This window comes from Shewanella sp. MR-4, assembly GCF_000014685.1.
In the GTDB taxonomy this organism is placed as follows: domain Bacteria; phylum Pseudomonadota; class Gammaproteobacteria; order Enterobacterales; family Shewanellaceae; genus Shewanella.
The window spans coordinates 2,967,416-2,983,932 of sequence record NC_008321.1; the positions used below are offsets into that span (position 1 = coordinate 2,967,416).

At 47.5% G+C, this 16,517-nt stretch carries 12 protein-coding genes and 3 tRNA genes; 7 read left to right on the forward strand and 8 right to left on the reverse strand.

Going from position 1 to position 16,517, the window contains the following annotated elements:
* Positions 1-222: 222 nt before the first annotated feature.
* The 3 genes from SHEWMR4_RS13120 to SHEWMR4_RS13130 all read right to left on the reverse strand — a co-directional run bounded on the left by SHEWMR4_RS13120 (position 223) and on the right by SHEWMR4_RS13130 (position 576).
* Positions 223-298, reverse strand: a tRNA-His gene (locus SHEWMR4_RS13120).
* A gap of 9 nt (positions 299-307) precedes the next feature.
* Positions 308-384 (reverse strand) — tRNA-Arg (locus SHEWMR4_RS13125).
* Between the two features lie 115 nt (positions 385-499).
* Positions 500-576: transfer RNA gene (locus SHEWMR4_RS13130), tRNA-Pro, on the reverse strand.
* A 261-nt stretch (positions 577-837) separates the two neighbouring features.
* Here SHEWMR4_RS13130 and folD point away from each other — a divergent pair.
* Positions 838-1,692: a bifunctional methylenetetrahydrofolate dehydrogenase/methenyltetrahydrofolate cyclohydrolase FolD gene (folD, locus tag SHEWMR4_RS13135; RefSeq protein WP_011623249.1), complete on the forward strand. Its 855-nt coding sequence runs from the start codon at positions 838-840 to the stop codon at positions 1,690-1,692.
* Between the two features lie 223 nt (positions 1,693-1,915).
* Here the strand turns inward: folD and cysS are convergent, their stop codons facing one another.
* Positions 1,916-3,295 (reverse strand): cysteine--tRNA ligase, encoded by a 1,380-nt coding sequence (gene cysS, locus SHEWMR4_RS13140; RefSeq protein ID WP_041408802.1) that lies wholly within the window; start codon positions 3,293-3,295, stop codon positions 1,916-1,918.
* A 140-nt stretch (positions 3,296-3,435) separates the two neighbouring features.
* Here cysS and SHEWMR4_RS13145 point away from each other — a divergent pair, with 140 nt between their 5' ends.
* Together SHEWMR4_RS13145 and SHEWMR4_RS13150 are read left to right on the forward strand one after the other, a co-directional pair.
* Positions 3,436-3,927 carry a peptidylprolyl isomerase gene (locus SHEWMR4_RS13145; protein ID WP_011623251.1) on the forward strand — a complete coding sequence of 164 codons (492 nt, stop codon included), beginning with the start codon at positions 3,436-3,438 and terminating at the stop codon, positions 3,925-3,927.
* Between the two features lie 9 nt (positions 3,928-3,936).
* Complete coding sequence (locus SHEWMR4_RS13150) at positions 3,937-4,656, forward strand: UDP-2,3-diacylglucosamine diphosphatase (protein ID WP_011623252.1); 720 nt, start codon at positions 3,937-3,939, stop codon at positions 4,654-4,656.
* 87 nt (positions 4,657-4,743) lie between these two features.
* On the opposite strand, the gene miaE is transcribed toward SHEWMR4_RS13150, so the two are convergent.
* A complete protein-coding gene (gene miaE / locus SHEWMR4_RS13155) occupies positions 4,744-5,514 on the reverse strand; it encodes a tRNA isopentenyl-2-thiomethyl-A-37 hydroxylase MiaE (RefSeq protein ID WP_011623253.1) in 771 nt (256 codons plus the stop codon).
* A gap of 280 nt (positions 5,515-5,794) precedes the next feature.
* Between miaE and SHEWMR4_RS13160 the strand changes: the two genes are divergently transcribed.
* Positions 5,795-6,391, forward strand: coding sequence for a Yip1 family protein (locus tag SHEWMR4_RS13160; RefSeq protein ID WP_011623254.1), 597 nt, complete (start codon positions 5,795-5,797; stop codon positions 6,389-6,391).
* A gap of 192 nt (positions 6,392-6,583) precedes the next feature.
* On the opposite strand, the gene glnS is transcribed toward SHEWMR4_RS13160, so the two are convergent.
* The 3 genes from glnS to SHEWMR4_RS13175 form a co-directional block, all read right to left on the reverse strand.
* Positions 6,584-8,254 carry a glutamine--tRNA ligase gene (gene glnS, locus SHEWMR4_RS13165; protein ID WP_011623255.1) on the reverse strand — a complete coding sequence of 557 codons (1,671 nt, stop codon included), beginning with the start codon at positions 8,252-8,254 and terminating at the stop codon, positions 6,584-6,586.
* A gap of 183 nt (positions 8,255-8,437) precedes the next feature.
* Positions 8,438-10,732, reverse strand: a complete 2,295-nt coding sequence (gene feoB, locus SHEWMR4_RS13170) for a Fe(2+) transporter permease subunit FeoB (RefSeq protein ID WP_011623256.1) — start codon at positions 10,730-10,732, stop codon at positions 8,438-8,440.
* The gene (locus SHEWMR4_RS13175; RefSeq protein ID WP_011623257.1) at positions 10,725-10,964 is read right to left on the reverse strand and encodes a FeoA family protein; all 240 of its coding nucleotides are present in this window, start codon (positions 10,962-10,964) and stop codon (positions 10,725-10,727) included. Before SHEWMR4_RS13175 ends, feoB begins: the two co-directional genes overlap by 8 nt.
* 426 nt (positions 10,965-11,390) lie before the next feature.
* Between SHEWMR4_RS13175 and SHEWMR4_RS13180 the strand changes: the two genes are divergently transcribed.
* From SHEWMR4_RS13180 to SHEWMR4_RS13190, 3 genes are read left to right on the forward strand one after another with little or no spacing between them, the layout of a single operon-like run.
* Positions 11,391-12,356: a DmsE family decaheme c-type cytochrome gene (locus SHEWMR4_RS13180; RefSeq protein ID WP_011623258.1), complete on the forward strand. Its 966-nt coding sequence runs from the start codon at positions 11,391-11,393 to the stop codon at positions 12,354-12,356.
* A gap of 13 nt (positions 12,357-12,369) precedes the next feature.
* Entirely contained in the window at positions 12,370-14,508 is a 2,139-nt protein-coding gene (locus SHEWMR4_RS13185) for an MtrB/PioB family decaheme-associated outer membrane protein (RefSeq protein WP_011623259.1), read from the forward strand.
* Between the two features lie 35 nt (positions 14,509-14,543).
* Entirely contained in the window at positions 14,544-16,463 is a 1,920-nt protein-coding gene (locus tag SHEWMR4_RS13190; protein WP_011623260.1) for an OmcA/MtrC family decaheme c-type cytochrome, read from the forward strand.
* The last annotated feature ends 54 nt before the right edge of the window (positions 16,464-16,517 follow it).

Here is a 16,517-nt window from a genome sequence, read left to right on the forward strand (position 1 = left end):
CGAGTCTTCAACTATTCAGGTATTCGTTTCTTGATCATTAAATTTGACTACAATGCCCACCACTATTGGCTTTCGGCACAGGTCGCTGTTAGTTGATATCTATCAAGACGCGACATTATAGCCACCGTTTTGTGCAGAGTCGAGCCTCTACGGCCGAATCTAGGGTATAAAAAAAGCGACCAGAGGTCGCTTTTTTTATTTTGTACTCAAAGTACTTAAAAATGGGGTGACTGATGGGGCTCGAACCCACGACAACCGGAATCACAATCCGGGACTCTACCAACTGAGCTACAATCACCACTGAAACTGGTACGCCCGGCAGGATTCGAACCTGCGACCATCCGCTTAGAAGGCGGATGCTCTATCCAACTGAGCTACGGGCGCATGGTTTACAGACTCTGCTGTATCCTAACCTAGGCGGGATAACTTTTCTTAATGAAGTCATCCGCTATTACCCGCTCAAACTACCTGAGTAATTTATGAGCCAATAATATTAATTTGGTCGGTGATAGAGGATTCGAACCTCTGACCCTCTGGTCCCAAACCAGATGCGCTACCGGACTGCGCTAATCACCGAGAATCATTGTTTTCAGAGCAAATGAGCACATCTGCTTGAGAACGGAGCGCATCTTAGCCCCTCACTTTGCACCCGTCAACGATTTTTTTAAGCATTCAAACTAGATGCTGAATTATCAGGCGAATACGCCTGTTTTTATCCATTTCGCCGCGGCTTTCACCATGACACACCCGCAACGCCCTGTTAAAATAGCCGCGATTGCCACTCTCTGTGTTAACGACAGTTTTCACCATCGCCCATATAAAGGATATCCTACACCCATGACAGCCCAAATAATCGACGGCAAGGCGATTGCTCAATCCATCCGCACACAACTTCGCGAAAAAGTAACCGCCCGCAAAGAGGCAGGACAACGCGTACCAGGTTTAGCCGTCATTCTCGTGGGAGCCGACCCCGCTTCTCAGGTTTATGTTGGTAGTAAACGTAAAGCCTGTGAAGAAGTGGGATTTATTTCTCGCTCTTACGATCTCGATACCAGTTATACCGAAGAAGCATTATTAGCCCTTATCGACGAACTCAATGATGATCCGACGATCGACGGTATCTTAGTGCAGCTCCCTCTACCTGCGCATATCGAAGACTCTAAAGTCATTGAGCGTATTCGCCCCGATAAAGATGTCGACGGTTTTCACCCTTATAACGTTGGCCGTTTAGCCCAGCGCATTCCCGTATTACGTTCATGTACCCCCATGGGGATCATGACCTTAATCAAATCAACGGGTGTTGATACCTATGGATTAGATGCCGTTGTGGTAGGCGCATCAAACATTGTCGGCCGCCCAATGACACTGGAGCTATTGCTTGCGGGCTGTACCACAACCACATGCCATCGCTTTACAAAAAATCTAGAACAAAAAATCCGTCAGGCAGATTTAGTGGTGGTTGCCGTGGGTAAACCTGGCTTTATCCCAGGTGAATGGATTAAACCGGGCGCCATTGTTATCGATGTGGGTATTAACCGCTTAGAAAACGGTACCTTAGTGGGCGACGTGCAATATGATGTTGCTGCGCAAAACGCCAGCTTTATCACCCCAGTCCCTGGTGGTGTTGGCCCTATGACGATTGCCAGCCTACTTGAAAATACCCTGTATGCGGCAGAGCAATATCACGACTAATGTGCTTCGCCATCTCGTAGATAATGGCTTAAGTTATGGCGTAAGTTATGGCGCAAATCGCAGCATTTAAACCTGCGATTTAGCCATCTCAGCTCAGTAGCCGGTAACGCAATAACATGAGCTTAATCAAACGCGTGAGACCAATAAAAAAACCTGCCATTGGCAGGTTTTTTATTATCGATACGAATCAAACTTAAGCGATGGGATTATTTATTACGCCAACCTATTTCTTACGCCAAGTAGTACCGCTTGGGCCATCTTCTAACACCACACCAAGCTCATTTAAACGATTACGCGCAACATCAGCCGCAGGCCAATCTTTTTCGACGCGGGCACGATTACGCTCAACGATCAGCGCTTCAATCTCTGCCACTTCATCATCGCTACCCTCGCCTTTAAAGAAGGCATCGGGCGCTTGGTGCAATAATCCCAATACATCGGCCAGTTGCTTCATGGCAACAGCCATAGCTGAAGCCTGCGCCATATCGGTGGTTTTCAAACGGTTGATCTCACGTACCATATCAAACAGCACTGAGTAGGCTTCTGGCGTATTAAAGTCATCGTCCATTGCCGCTTTAAACTTAGCGACAAACTCTTCGGCAGGTGCCGGCGCTACAGTCAGGTCAACATCTTTAATCGCAGTGTATAAACGCTCTAAGGCGGCACGCGCCTGCTTGAGGTTTTCTTCTGAATAGTTGATTTGGCTACGGTAGTGACCCGATAGCAGGAAGTAACGCACGGTTTCAGGATCGTAATGGCCTAATACATCACGAATAGTGAAGAAGTTACCTAAAGACTTTGACATCTTCTCGCGGTCAACCATCACCATGCCAGTGTGCATCCAGTAATTCACGTACGGCGTATCATGGGCGCAGCAAGACTGAGCAATTTCGTTCTCATGGTGAGGAAATTGTAAATCTGAACCGCCACCGTGAATATCGAAATGCAGGCCTAAGTGCTTGCTGTTCATTGCCGAACATTCGATATGCCAGCCTGGACGGCCCGGCCCCCATGGCGACTCCCATGTTGGCTCGCCCGGTTTAGACATTTTCCACAGCACGAAATCCATTGGATTTTGCTTGTTATCGTCAACCTCAACCCGTGCCCCCGCCTGTAATTGCTCCAGGTTCTGACCTGATAGACGGCCGTACTCAGGGAAAGAGGCCACACTGAACAGCACATCGCCATCGGCTGCCACATAGGCATGACCACGGGCCAGTAAACGCTCAACCATATCGATGATTTCGGTAATGTGCAGAGTGGCACGGGGCTCGAAATCGGGACGGATCATATTCAGCGCATCGAAATCCTTGTGCATTTCACCAATCAAGCGATCGGTTAATGTATTGCAATCTTCTTGGTTTTCGTTGGCGCGTTTGATGATTTTGTCATCAATATCGGTGATGTTACGTTGAAAATTCACTTCATAACCCGCGTAACGCAGGTAGCGAACGATCATATCGAAGGAAACAAAAGTACGCCCATGGCCAATATGACACAGATCGTATACGGTCACCCCGCATACATACATCCCAACTTTTCCGGGAGTAATTGGCTTAAATTCCTGTTTTTGGCGGGTAATACTATTGTAAATCTTCAACATCGGCATTCTCTTCAATGATAGATTCGAGTGTAAAATCAAGGAGTCAGTCTACCACGCTGACGAGGGTTTTGAATACTGCACTTTGCGTGCAATCCGAGATAAGTTAGAATCGCGCCACTATTTACTGAGAGTATGAAAACATGATCACATTACACACTAATTTTGGCGACATTAAACTGCAACTGAACGCCGAAAAAGCACCGCTGACCGTGGCAAACTTTATGAAATATGTTGACGAAGGTTTCTTCGACGGCACCATTTTCCACCGTGTAATTGACGGCTTTATGATCCAAGGCGGTGGCTTTACCGCTGAAATGAGCCAAAAACGTTGCCATGAGCCAGTGAAAAACGAAGCCAACAACGGTTTATCAAACCGTACTGGTACTATCGCGATGGCACGTACTTCTGATCCACACTCAGCGACGGCTCAGTTCTTCATCAACGTAAACGATAACACCTTCCTCGATTTCAAATCTGAAAGCATGCAAGGTTGGGGTTACTGCGTATTTGGTGAAGTCGTTGAAGGCATGGACATCGTTGAAAAAATCAAAGCTGTCAGCACTGGTAACCGTGGCATGCACCAAGATGTGCCATTAGAAGCGGTTGTGATTGAAAAAGTAAGTGCGGCCTAATTCCCTAGGATGCGGACCTTATTTATTGGCGATCTGCACTTAAGTGCCGATCGCCTCGATATCACCAAAGCCTTTAATCGTTTCCTCGATACAGAACTTGATGATGCCGATGCCCTCTACATTCTTGGGGATTTATTTGAGGTATGGGTCGGCGACGATTTGGCCGCGCCTTTTGCCCTCGAATTAGCACGCAGGCTCAAGCAAATCTCCCAAAGATTGCCCATCTACTTTATTCACGGTAATCGTGACTTTATGTTAGGCAAACAATTTACCGATGCTGCGGGTATGCAAATGTTGCCCGAAGTCACCTGCTTAGATCTCTATGGTGTTAGTACGGTTATCTTGCACGGCGATAGCTTGTGCACCTTAGATAAAGCCTACCAACGCTTTCGCAAACTACGCAGTTTTGCCTTCGCCCGTTGGCTTTATAGCTGTTTGCCGAAGAGAAAACGTCAAGCGATTGCCAATAAGATCCGCAGCAATAGTCAGAGCAGCAATCAACAAAAAAGCTATGTCATCATGGATGTGGAACCAAGTGCGGTGGATGCGTTATTTGCCCAGACCCACTGCAAACAGATGATCCACGGTCATACCCACAGACCCGCCATCCACAACTTCACTAATGGCTGCAAACGTATTGTGGTTGGTGATTGGTACGAGCAAGGCAGTGTGTTGGTGGTCAGCGCCGATGGCGTGGATTTAAAAAGCCTGCCCTTCGACGCCAGCTAAGCACCTATAGCGCCCTCACCATTAACACATCACGAACCGCTTAGGCCTCATACCTGAATATGATTGAGGCCGCTATTTGCATTGCCGCTAGGCAACTAAGGGTTGGCCACTGTGGAAATGAAACTCGTCATCGGGCGCCATAATTAATTCGGCCTCCCTCTCGCCAAAATAAGCGACTCTATCAGTTATATCTTCCGTTGAAACGAGCTGCGCCAGCTTAAGATAATCCTCAAAATGACGCGCCTCAGAGCGCAGTAAGGACACATAAAACTTACTTAACTCCGCATCCAAGTAAGGCGCTAATTTGGCAAAGCGCTCACAGGAGCGCGCCTCAATGTACGCACCCACAATCAACTTATCCCGCAGAATATCCTTCTCATGGGTGGTCACGTGGCTCATCATGCCCTTTGCGTAACGCCCCGCACGAATATTGCGATACGGAATGTGCCGTGCATGCATCAACTCCAACACTTGCTCAAAATGATGGAATTCTTCTTTTATCAAACGAATTAGTGGCGGAATAAGATCCCGAGCAAAAGCAAAATGCTGATTCGGCTGTAGATTGGCAACCAGCTCGTTCTTTTTAACATCGCGAGCCAAAAACTGCTCGATATCGCGATCCTTGTGATAAACAAATTCCTCATAGGGTTTTGCCCACGCCAATAGCGATTGCCCGCTGTCTTTATCTAATGCGTATCGCCTCAATAAGAACATCGCTGTCTGCGCCGCTTTTAGCTCACAATTACAATGGTCGATTAAGAGTTCATCTAACGAGATTGAGGCTCTTGCCAGATCAATCCAAGTTTGCGGCGTCTCACAACGAAGAAACGCATGAACAGGTGCCAATAATTGCTGCATGGGATCACTCAAAAATCATTAAAAAAATATCGTCATATTTTACGCGTAATTATCGACAAGCTATAGCTTTACACCGAGGGAAACTTGACGAGATGAACTTTTTGTTCAATAAATAATCTACACTTTAAGAACTGAGATCCTGATCACACCGTGTCTCAATTCGGAGTGTACGCAGTCGGGCGTTAAGGGATAGGAGAGCGTTTAACCCTGATTGTAGAGCTGTTATCAGCTCGTCTGACGTTTGGCGAGCCATCATCAATGCTGAACAAGGATAATTATAATGATATTGAATCACTTAATGGGGTTATACACTCATCCAAAACAAGAGTGGCACGCGATTGAGAAGAATCACGAGGCACTCAAAAGTAGCTTAAGTCACGTTATTCTCATTGCACTGATTCCAGCTGTCTGTAGCTTTATCGCCACTGCATATATTGGTTGGAATCCGGGAGCGGGGGATCCTATTTATCTCACTCCACAAAGCGCCATGTTTATGTCCGTCGGAATGTACTTCGGTCTGATTGCAGGTGTCTTTGCCCTAGCCTATTTAGCCTACTGGATGGCAAAAACCTTCGATGCCCAACCCACCTTCACGCAAGCCTTAGAGCTCGCATCCTACACCGCAACGCCTCTATTTATGGTCGGTTTAGCCGCACTCTATCCAGTACTCTGGTTCATTATGATTGTTGGACTCGTTGGCTTAGCCTACTCGGTCTATTTGCTATACGCAGGTGTGCCCATCATTATGAATATCCCTGAAGAGAAAGGCTTTATTTACGCCAGCTCTATGGTCACAGCCGGTTTAGTGCTCTTGGTCGGTTTAATGGCCACTAGCGTTATTCTCTGGAGTATTGGCTTTGGCCCTATGTATCAATAAGGTATTAATCCGCACTCAGGCGCAAATGACTTGAAATACTCATAGTGGTAAATAAATAGTGGCAAATAGACGTGTTGAAAACGAAAAGTTGTAAAAACAAAAGGCCCTTAGCTTGAAAACACTAAGGGCCTTTTTATTCTTTACTGCAGTTGACTGTTAGTCGCGACAGAGATTATCGCGGCTAGCGACCTGCTATTCAAACGAGTCACGCAGTGCAACCGTTAGGTTAAAGACTAAATGCTCGGCTGATGAGTCTTTATTGTCAGCACAGAAATAACCTTCACGCTCAAACTGATATGCTTTTTCCGCTGGCGCATTCACAAGACTGGCTTCAACTAAACCATTCACCACTTCAAGTGAGTTAGGGTTAAGCACTTCATCCACGGTCTCTGCTGCAGCAGGATTTGGATCCGTGAACAAGCGTTGGTATAAACGGAATTCAGCAGGTTTAGCCGTAGTCGCTTCAACCCAATGGATTACGCCTTTCACCTTGCGACCATCGGCAGGGTTTTTACCCAAGGTATCTGCATCGTAGCTACAGTAAACCGTGGTGATATTGCCGTCGCTGTCTTTGTCACAACGCTCAGCCTTAATCACATAAGCGTTACGCAGACGCACTTCTTTACCCATCACCAGACGTTTGTATTGCTTATTGGCTTCTTCTCTGAAGTCCGCCACATCGATATACAGTTCACGGCCAAAGGCGAGTTCACGTGTGCCCATGCTTTCATCACTTGGGTGAGAAGCCGCTTGAATCGTCTCGATTTGACCTTCTGGGTAGTTCTCAATCACGACTTTTAATGGCCGCAGTACGGCCATCGCACGTGGCGCATGTTCGTTGAGTTCTTCACGGATGCAGGCATCGAGCATCGCGGCTTCAATCATGTTTTCTTGCTTAGTGATACCAATACGTTGGCAAAACTCGCGGATAGATGCTGGGGTATAACCACGACGACGCAGGCCAGCAATCGTTGGCATACGTGGGTCATCCCATCCAGAAACTAACTTACGCGTCACTAAGTCATTTAATTTACGCTTAGACATCAGCGTATATTCAAGATTTAAGCGAGAAAACTCGTACTGACGAGTACGGTTCGGCGCTTGGAAATCATCTAAATTGTCGAGAACCCAATCGTAAAGACGGCGGTTGTCTTGGAACTCAAGCGTACATAACGAGTGAGTAATGTGCTCCAGCGCATCCGAAATACAGTGAGTGAAGTCGTACATTGGGTAAATGCACCACTTGTCACCCGTTTGATGATGGTGAGCGAAACGAATACGGTAAATCACCGGATCGCGCATACACATGAAAGGCGATGCCATATCGATTTTGGCACGCAATGCACACTCACCTTCTTTGAATTCACCCTTACGCATTTTTTCGAATAATTGCAGGTTTTCTTCAACAGGAGTATCGCGATACGGGCTGTTTTTGCCCGGCTCTTTTAAGGTGCCACGGTATTCACGGGTTTCATCGGCATTGAGGAAACACACATAGGCTAAGCCTTTGTTGATTAACTCAACCGCATATTGATGTAATTGGTCGAAATAGTTAGAGGAATAACGGACTTCACCATCCCATTGGAACCCCAACCAACGCACATCCGCCTGAATCGAATTCACATAATCGATGTCTTCTTTTTCAGGATTGGTATCATCAAAACGTAAATTACATAGGCCTTGGTAATCGCGCGCAATGCCGAAGTTCAAACAGATGGACTTAGCATGACCTATATGCAGATAACCATTTGGCTCGGGAGGAAAACGCGTCTGCACACGAGTGTGCTTACCGCTTTTCAGGTCCTCATCAATGATATTACGGATAAAGTTACTCGGACGTACTTCAGTGTCCACATGACTCATGGAATTCCTCTTTGCGAACAATGGCAATTTTAACAAAACCCGCATGATCCTACAGATCTCGGCCAGTTACAATGCCCAGTATAAAAAACTATGGTTTATGGCATGGATAGTAAAACAATAAAAGCAGCCATGAAAGCTGCTTTTACCTTTGTCATCACTAAGCTGACATTTATTACTCTACGATTACTCGGTAATAATCCTAATGCCAGGGATGATCTGTTGGGTTCTGCGCCCTTTACGTTTAAGCCACAGATAGAACACCACAAGAGCAACGAGGAAGAAACCAATCCACAGACTCGATTGCACCGGATGCGCGCTAAAGGTCGCCGCTTGGTAAGCAATGGTCGCACTGCCGTAGGCCAGTGAGAATGTCCAAGTTGCCGCAAAGGTTGCCCAGCGGCTGCCAAACTCATGTACCAAGGCACCCATAGCAGCAACACACGGCGTATAGAGTAAGATAAACAGCAGATAAGAGAACGCAGCCACCGTAGTGGTAAAGCCTGACTGTAACGCACTAAAGGTTGACGTTGCTACACCTTGCGCCTCTGCGGCAACGTCGGTGCTGGACACATCACCCACAGATAGCTTAAGCGGATCTTCCAAATCTAAACCGAACAAGTTTGCAGGGATAGTCGCTAGTGCTTCGCTGAAACTATCCGCTAATGGCGTTAATTCTGCATCTTCATGGGCAACATTGGTATATAAGCTATTCAGCGTACCGACGACCGCTTCTTTAGCGAAAATACCCGTGATAATACCCACAGTCGCTGGCCAGTTATCTTGCTCAATCCCCATTGGTGCAAAGATGGGTGTCACTTTTTGGCTTGCCACACTCAAAAGTGAGGCTTGGCTATCTTCATGGCCAAAAGTACCGTCGACCCCAATCGCATTGATAAAGTTAAGCAGAGTTACCACAAGGACGATGGTTTTACCCGCACCAAGAATAAAGCTCTTCGTCCGCTTACCAGTACGCACCATCACGGCTTTAAATTTAGGCATTTCATAGCTTGGCAGCTCCATCACCACCGCACTGCTTGTGCCTGGTAATAAGGTGCTACGCAGTAATAACCCTGTACCAATCGCCGCAAAAATCCCAATCACGTACAGTAAAAACACCAGGTTTTGACCAGAGTCAGGGAAGAACGCCGCCGCAAATAACGCATACACAGGTAAACGTGCACCGCAGGACATAAAAGGCGCCATCATACCTGTCACGATACGCTCACGCTCACTGCCTAAAGTACGTGTTGCCATAATCGCTGGCACCGAACAACCAAAGCCAACAATCATAGGCACGAACGCTTTACCCGGTAGGCCTATACGGCGCATTAAGCCATCCACCACGAAGGCCGCGCGGGCCATATAGCCTGAGCTTTCAAGGATAGATAAACCGAGAAATAGCGCTGCGATAACCGGAATAAAAGTAGAAACGGTTTGAATACCTTGACCGACACCACCCGCGAGAATCGTCACCAACCATGCTGGCGCGCCCATATTGCCAAGGAATGCACCAAAATGATCGACCAGTAATGCCCCGACAAACACGTCGAAGAAATCGATAAACGCACTACCGATGTTAATGCTGAACATAAACATCAGATACATGACAAATAAGAACACCGGAATGCCAAGCACGGGATGTAAGACTAATTTATCGAGTTTATCGCTCAGCGTGAGGAAACCATCGGTCTTAACGGAACCTTGGAACACACGCTCAACAAAGTTAAAACGCGTCGTAGCGACCATCACTTCGATGTCATGCCCTTGCTGTGCAATTTGCTCGGTGCAAGTGCTGACTTCATCCTGTAGCTCGGCATTTTTGCAGCTGCCACAACCAGAACCGTTACCCAGCATCGCTAAAGCGCGGCCACGGCTTAAGTTGGGGTCTTTACTGCAAAGGAGTTGCACGCCCGCTTCAATTTGCTCGTCGTAATCGAGTAGCAGAGGCGCTTCGGATACGCGGCCTTGGAGTAAGTCCAAAACCTGCGCTTGCACTTTAGCCACATCGGCGGGATCGCGAGAGCACACGCCAATGACAGGGCAACCTAACTCTTGGCTCATTTTCTTTAAATCGACACGGATCCCACGCTTAATCGCCGCATCGATTTTATTCAATACCACCACCATAGGGATCGACAGCTCACGTAGTTGTGCCGTCAGATAGAGGTGGCGCTCGATATTGGTCGCATCGACTAAGTTGATGATGCCATCGACACGTTGTTCGGCGAGGTATTGCTGAGCAATCTGCTCATCGAGGGAACAATCACAACTATTACCCGCGGGGAGTAAATCGTAAATACCGGGTAAGTCGGTTAAGTAAACGTCGGCGCCATTAAGGGTAAAATGACCGGTTTTTTTCTCAACGGTCACACCGGACCAGTTGCCCACTTGCTGATTCGCGCCGGTTAGCGCGTTAAAGAGTGTTGATTTTCCCGCGTTTGGGTTACCAACAGTGACGCAATGAAACTGCTTAGTCATTCGCCTTTTCCACCTCTATGATGTCTGCCAGGTCTCTGCGCATACAAAGCTTACTGCCACGAATATCCAACTCTAAACCAGAGCCCATTGGCGCTCTGCGGATCAACGAAAATCGTGTATTTGGGGTGATGCCCATGGATAATAATTTACGCTTCACTGTCTGCGGCAGATCTAAACGCCCGATTTCAGAAATAATGCCACGGTCACCGGGACTGAGTTCGCTTAACTTCATTACCTATTTCACCTTGTAACAGCTTCAGCTTGAAAAACTGCGCCCATTGTAACTGAGCGATGGCTCTAATAACTTTACCTAGATCAAGCTTTATGACTGGTAACGATAATAGTTTTCAATTGTGTTGAGTATTATGTGACAAAAATCTCAATGAATAAACGCCTGACCAAAAATAAAAATCCCCATAAAGGCTCATCACTCTTCGCAAGTTAGAGTAAAAGTCAATGAGCTGTAAACGAGTGCCCCACAAACCAAAGTGAGAACAAGATCACACTTTGTTATTTATCACTAACAAAATCATCCTTCTTTACTGTCAATGACCATAAAAATGTTACGCGATTGTCGCAAATTTGTTCTAGTATTAATCAGCTAAATTAGTGATGTCGAAAGCTTGAAAAATAACAAATAAAACGCACTCGGGAATAGATGAACATGGATATTGGGTTAAAGTTCAAAAGCATAACTCAGGTTATGCTTGTTGTGATGTTATCGATACTCAGCCTTTCAACGTTAGCGACACCTTGGGATGACAAGCCGCCCGAGGAGGTCGTCGCGACTTTGGACAAAAAATTTGCCGAAGGTAAGTACTCGGCCAAAGGGGCTGACACTTGCCTGATGTGCCATAAGAAAAGTGCCACTGTGATGGCCATTTTTGATGGTGTACATGGTAATCCTAATGTCAACGATTCCCCCATGGCCGACTTACAGTGTGAGGCTTGCCACGGCCCACTCGGTAATCATAACAAGGGTGGCAAAGAGCCGATGATCACCTTCGGCCAGAATTCCCCCGTTCCCGCGCAAAAACAAAACAGTGTCTGCATGAGTTGCCATAACGACGATCAACGCATCGCGTGGAAAGGCAATCACCATGACAATGCAGATATCCCCTGTAGTAGCTGCCACCAAGTACACGTAGCAAAAGACCCTATCAGCGACAAAGCCAACGAAGTGGCGATTTGTACCCAATGCCATACCCAGCAAAAAGCGGATATGCACAAACGCTCATCCCATCCATTGCAATGGCAACAAATGGTCTGTAGCGATTGCCACAATCCCCATGGCAGTTTAAATGATGCCAGTCTGAAGCAAATGAGCGTCAACGAAAACTGTTACAGCTGCCACGCCGAAAAACGCGGCCCCAAATTGTGGGAACATGCGCCAGTCACCGATAATTGCGCGAACTGCCATAACCCCCACGGCAGCGTCAACGAATCCATGCTTATCAGCAAACCGCCACAGTTATGCCAACAGTGCCACGCCTCCGATGGCCACAGCAGTAATGCTTACTTTGGTAATCAAACCAATGCCTTCACCTCGGGTAATTCCTGTATGAATTGCCATGGACAAGTGCATGGTTCAAACCATCCATCCGGCAAGTTGCTCCAGAGATAACAAGGGAATGATCATGCAAATAATGAACATATCGACTCCTAAAGCTTGTTTCTCACTCACATTACTGGCTTGGGCGATTAGTGGCGTACTCAGCACAGCCCATGCTGAAGGGTATGAAATCCAAAAAGCAAATCGCAGTGGCGTAAAAAGTGAGGCATGGAGCTGTAAGCAATGCCAGCCCAAAACAGGGCGCCAAGGCAACGTCAGCGCCACCCTCGCCTACAATGACGGTGAAGATAGCCGTTTTGGTAATCGCACTGGCACGGATAAAGATGGCATGGTCGGTGCCGTGGGCGCCGATATGCAATATCAGGCAGAGAGTGGTTACCAAACCCGGCTAGAAGCCGATAAATTGGGATTTGACACAGGTTCAGCCAAGCTCACCACAGGCCAACCCGGACACTATCAAATCCAATTGGGTTATAAAGGTCTCGCCAATTATCAATACAATCAGCTAAAGAGCCCTTATCTCACCGATAACGATAAGATGCTATTGCCTGATAATTGGGTAGAGGGAGCAACGACCCAATCCATGCCATTACTGCAATCGAGTTTAATCGAACAGGACTTAAGCATTACGCGGGATAGATTCAACCTCGGCGGTTACTATGCAGGCCATATCTCATCGAGCAGCCGCTACAAAGCCTCGGTAAACTATCAGCATGAAAACCGCAGTGGCACGAAAAAAACCAGCGCAAATATTCTCACTAACAGTGTGATGTTGGCGCAGCCAATCGATGACAGCACAGATGAAATCGATGCCAGAGTCTATTTTGGCGGCGCAGGCTGGCAAGCGGGCATAAACAGCCAGATAAGCCAATACAAGAATGATCATCAGGCACTACTATGGCAATCGGCCTATACGCCCACATTTGGTGCGGCCTACTTTGGACAAAATGCTGTCGACCCAGATAACAAGGCCTATCGGATCGCAGCCGAGGCCAGTGGTGGCCAAAATGGCCATAACATCCTTATGCACGCGGGTATCAGCAAAATGTCGCAGGATGAGGCTTTTCTTCCCGCGACCATTAATGGCCCCTCCCCTGTACTGCCAACTGATAATCTGGATGCCCAAGTGGACATCCTAGATATGGTGCTTAAGTATTCAGGACGCATCACACAGGATTTGAGTGTTCAAGCCAGTTATAACTATCAAGACAGGGAAAACAAAACAGCTCAACTGGATTTCCCACAGGTCGTGACCGACAGCTTTCATCAAGGCACAGAACAAAATCGCCTCTACGATAAACGCAGCAAACAATTCGACCTTAAAGGTAAATACCGTCTAACGCCTTCAGCCTATGCTGAGGCGGGATATAGTCGTGATGAAGTTATCTATTCTGAACTAGACAGGCAATCCGTTGACGAATCGGGACTGTTTGCCAAACTCAGCTACCGTTATTCGCCCGCTTGGTCAGCTTGGTTAAAAGGAGAAGCATTAGACCGCAATGGCAGTGAATACAATCCTGTGACCAGCACCCAAAGTCCGAGTAATCCTTGGTTGCGTAAATCCTACCTCGCGGACAGAAAACGTCAAAAAGTCACCCTACACACGGATTATCAAAGTGATATAGGTCTGTCTGTAGGGGCGAGTTTACACAGCATCGACGATGACTATGACCACACATTAGTCGGACTCACCCAAGTGTCTTACCTCGGCTACGACGTATCAGCACAGTATCTGATTAGCGACAACCTAAGTTTTAATGCTTATCTCAACCAAGACTGGCGCGATTCAGACCAAGCGGGAAGCAATCGTTTCTCAACGCCGGATTGGTATAGCACATCGGAAGAAAAATCGACCCTGATTGGTGCAGGCCTCGCATATCAAAATCTGCTGGATAATCGCTTAGATCTTGGTTTGGACTACAGCTACTCCGATGGTCAAAGTGATACCGAAGTCACCTACGGTATTAACAGTCCCTACGGTGACTATTACAGTCGCAAGCACAATATTAACGCCTACGCCAAATATAAGCTGGCCGACAGTATGTCGTTACGCTTCGATTGGTTGTTCGAGAAATATCAAGATGCAAACTGGCAAAACCAAAACACCACTTGGGACACTGTCCCCAACGTGCTCAGTTTTGGCGATATCAGCCACGACTACAATGCTCATTACTTAGGTTTGACCTTAAGCTACCAAATGTAACTTAGGCACTGACAGCGTATTCCAAGGATAGAAATATGAACAAGTTTGCAAGATTTAGCACACAACTCAGTCTGTTGCTGGCCTTAACCACCCTTCTGACCGCCTGCGGTGGTAGCGATGGTAACGATGGCGATCCTGGCGAGCCTGGTAAACCACCGGCGATGACGATCACTAGCCTAAACATCATGGTCGATAAAGTCGCCGTGACCGACGGCATCGCCCAAGTCGATTATCAGGTGAGTAACCAAGACGATGAAGCCGTAGTCGGTATTCCCTCGGCCACCTTCATTGCGGCGCAATTACTGCCTCAGGGCGCGACAGGTGCGGGCAATAGCAGTGAGTGGCAACATTTCACCTCTGAAACGTGCGCCGCTTCTTGCCCAGGCACATTTGTCGACTATAAAAACGGCCATTACAGCTATCGTTTCAGTGCCACATTTAACGGCATGAATGGTGTGAGCTTCCTTAACGATGCGACCCAACGAGTCGTCATTAAACTCGGCGGAGATGCATTAGCCGATGGCACTGCGCTCCCCATTACCAATCAACACTACGATTGGCAAACCTCGGGTAATACCCTAGCCTACAGCCGTAACTTAATCACTATTGAAACCTGTAATAGCTGTCACAGTAATTTGGCGTTCCATGGTGGCCGTTACAACCAAGTTGAAACCTGCGTAACTTGTCATAACAGTAAAAAAGTCAGTGATCCTGCGGATATTTTCCCGCAAATGATCCACAGCAAGCACTTAGCGGGTTTCCCTCAATCCATCAGTAATTGCCAGACTTGCCACGTTGATAATCCTGATTTAGCCGAAGCTCAAAACTGGCATAGAGTCCCCACCATGGAAGCCTGTGGTGCCTGCCATACCCAAATTAACTTCCCTGCGGGCCAAGGCCATCCTGCGCAAGCAGATAACAGCAATTGCGTTGCCTGCCATAATGCCGATTGGACCGCCAGCGTACACGGTAATGAAGGTCAAACAGCCGCGTTAGCCCAGTTTAGTCCTAGCATCAGTAGCGCAAGTATGGATGCCAATGGCACAGTGACAGTTGCCGTGACGCTGAGCAATCCATCCACCGGTACTGTATACAGTGATAGCGCAGATAAGCTCAAATTTATCAGCGATCTAAGGGTCTATGCTAACTGGGGAACTAGTTTCGATTACAGTACCCGCTCCGCGCGCTCTATTCGTCTCCCCGAGTCCACACCAGTCTCTGGCAACAACGGCACTTACACTTATACCATTTCGGGTCTCACGGTTCCGGCAGGAACTGAAGCGGACCATGGCGGCTTAGCGATTCAAGGCCGAGTTTGCGCCAAAGATAAAGTATTAGTGGATTGCAGCACTGAACTTGCCGAAGTTCTGGTTATCAAGGCAAGCCATAGTTACTTTGATATGTCAGCCTTAAGTACCACCGGCAGACGCGAAGTCATTAGCAATGCCAACTGTGCTAGCTGCCACGGCGATCAACAACTGAATATTCATGGCGCCCGTAATGATTTAGCGGGCCAATGCCAGCTTTGCCACAACCCGAATATGCAGGCCGATGCCACAGCGGTAAATCCCTCCATTACCTCCTTTGACTTTAAGCAGTTAATCCATGGGATCCATACCAGCCAATTTGCCGGTTTTGAAGACCTCAACTACCCAGGCAAAATCGGTAATTGTGCTCAATGCCATATCAAAGATGCTGCAGGAGTTTCAACGGTTGCCCTCCCCTTAAACGCGGCGGTTCAACCACTTGCACTGAACAACGGTACCTTTACCAGCCCAATAGCTGCGGTGTGCAGTAACTGTCACTCAAGTGATGCCACACACAACCATATGATGCAGCAAGGTGCAGTATTTGCGGGAACAAAAGCAGATGCCACCGCGGGCACTGAAACCTGTGCTTTCTGCCACGGACAAGGCGCTGTCGCCGACGTTTTAAAAGTGCACCCTATTAAATAACCCTATGATGCAGGCCGAAAAGGCCTGCAACTGCAAATATAAAAGGAACTCATA

What these genes read in the sequence shown, in the direction of transcription:
- folD (WP_011623249.1), top strand. Translation starts at nt 838, where the DNA reads ATGACAGCCCAAATAATCGACGGCAAGGCGATTGCTCAATCCATCCGC.
- cysS (WP_041408802.1), bottom strand. Translation starts at nt 3,295, where the DNA reads ATGTTGAAGATTTACAATAGTATTACCCGCCAAAAACAGGAATTTAAG.
- SHEWMR4_RS13145 (WP_011623251.1), top strand. Translation starts at nt 3,436, where the DNA reads ATGATCACATTACACACTAATTTTGGCGACATTAAACTGCAACTGAAC.
- SHEWMR4_RS13150 (WP_011623252.1), top strand. Translation starts at nt 3,937, where the DNA reads ATGCGGACCTTATTTATTGGCGATCTGCACTTAAGTGCCGATCGCCTC.
- miaE (WP_011623253.1), bottom strand. Translation starts at nt 5,514, where the DNA reads ATGCAGCAATTATTGGCACCTGTTCATGCGTTTCTTCGTTGTGAGACG.
- SHEWMR4_RS13160 (WP_011623254.1), top strand. Translation starts at nt 5,795, where the DNA reads ATGATATTGAATCACTTAATGGGGTTATACACTCATCCAAAACAAGAG.
- glnS (WP_011623255.1), bottom strand. Translation starts at nt 8,254, where the DNA reads ATGAGTCATGTGGACACTGAAGTACGTCCGAGTAACTTTATCCGTAAT.
- feoB (WP_011623256.1), bottom strand. Translation starts at nt 10,732, where the DNA reads ATGACTAAGCAGTTTCATTGCGTCACTGTTGGTAACCCAAACGCGGGA.
- SHEWMR4_RS13175 (WP_011623257.1), bottom strand. Translation starts at nt 10,964, where the DNA reads ATGAAGTTAAGCGAACTCAGTCCCGGTGACCGTGGCATTATTTCTGAA.
- SHEWMR4_RS13180 (WP_011623258.1), top strand. Translation starts at nt 11,391, where the DNA reads ATGAACATGGATATTGGGTTAAAGTTCAAAAGCATAACTCAGGTTATG.
- SHEWMR4_RS13185 (WP_011623259.1), top strand. Translation starts at nt 12,370, where the DNA reads ATGCAAATAATGAACATATCGACTCCTAAAGCTTGTTTCTCACTCACA.
- SHEWMR4_RS13190 (WP_011623260.1), top strand. Translation starts at nt 14,544, where the DNA reads ATGAACAAGTTTGCAAGATTTAGCACACAACTCAGTCTGTTGCTGGCC.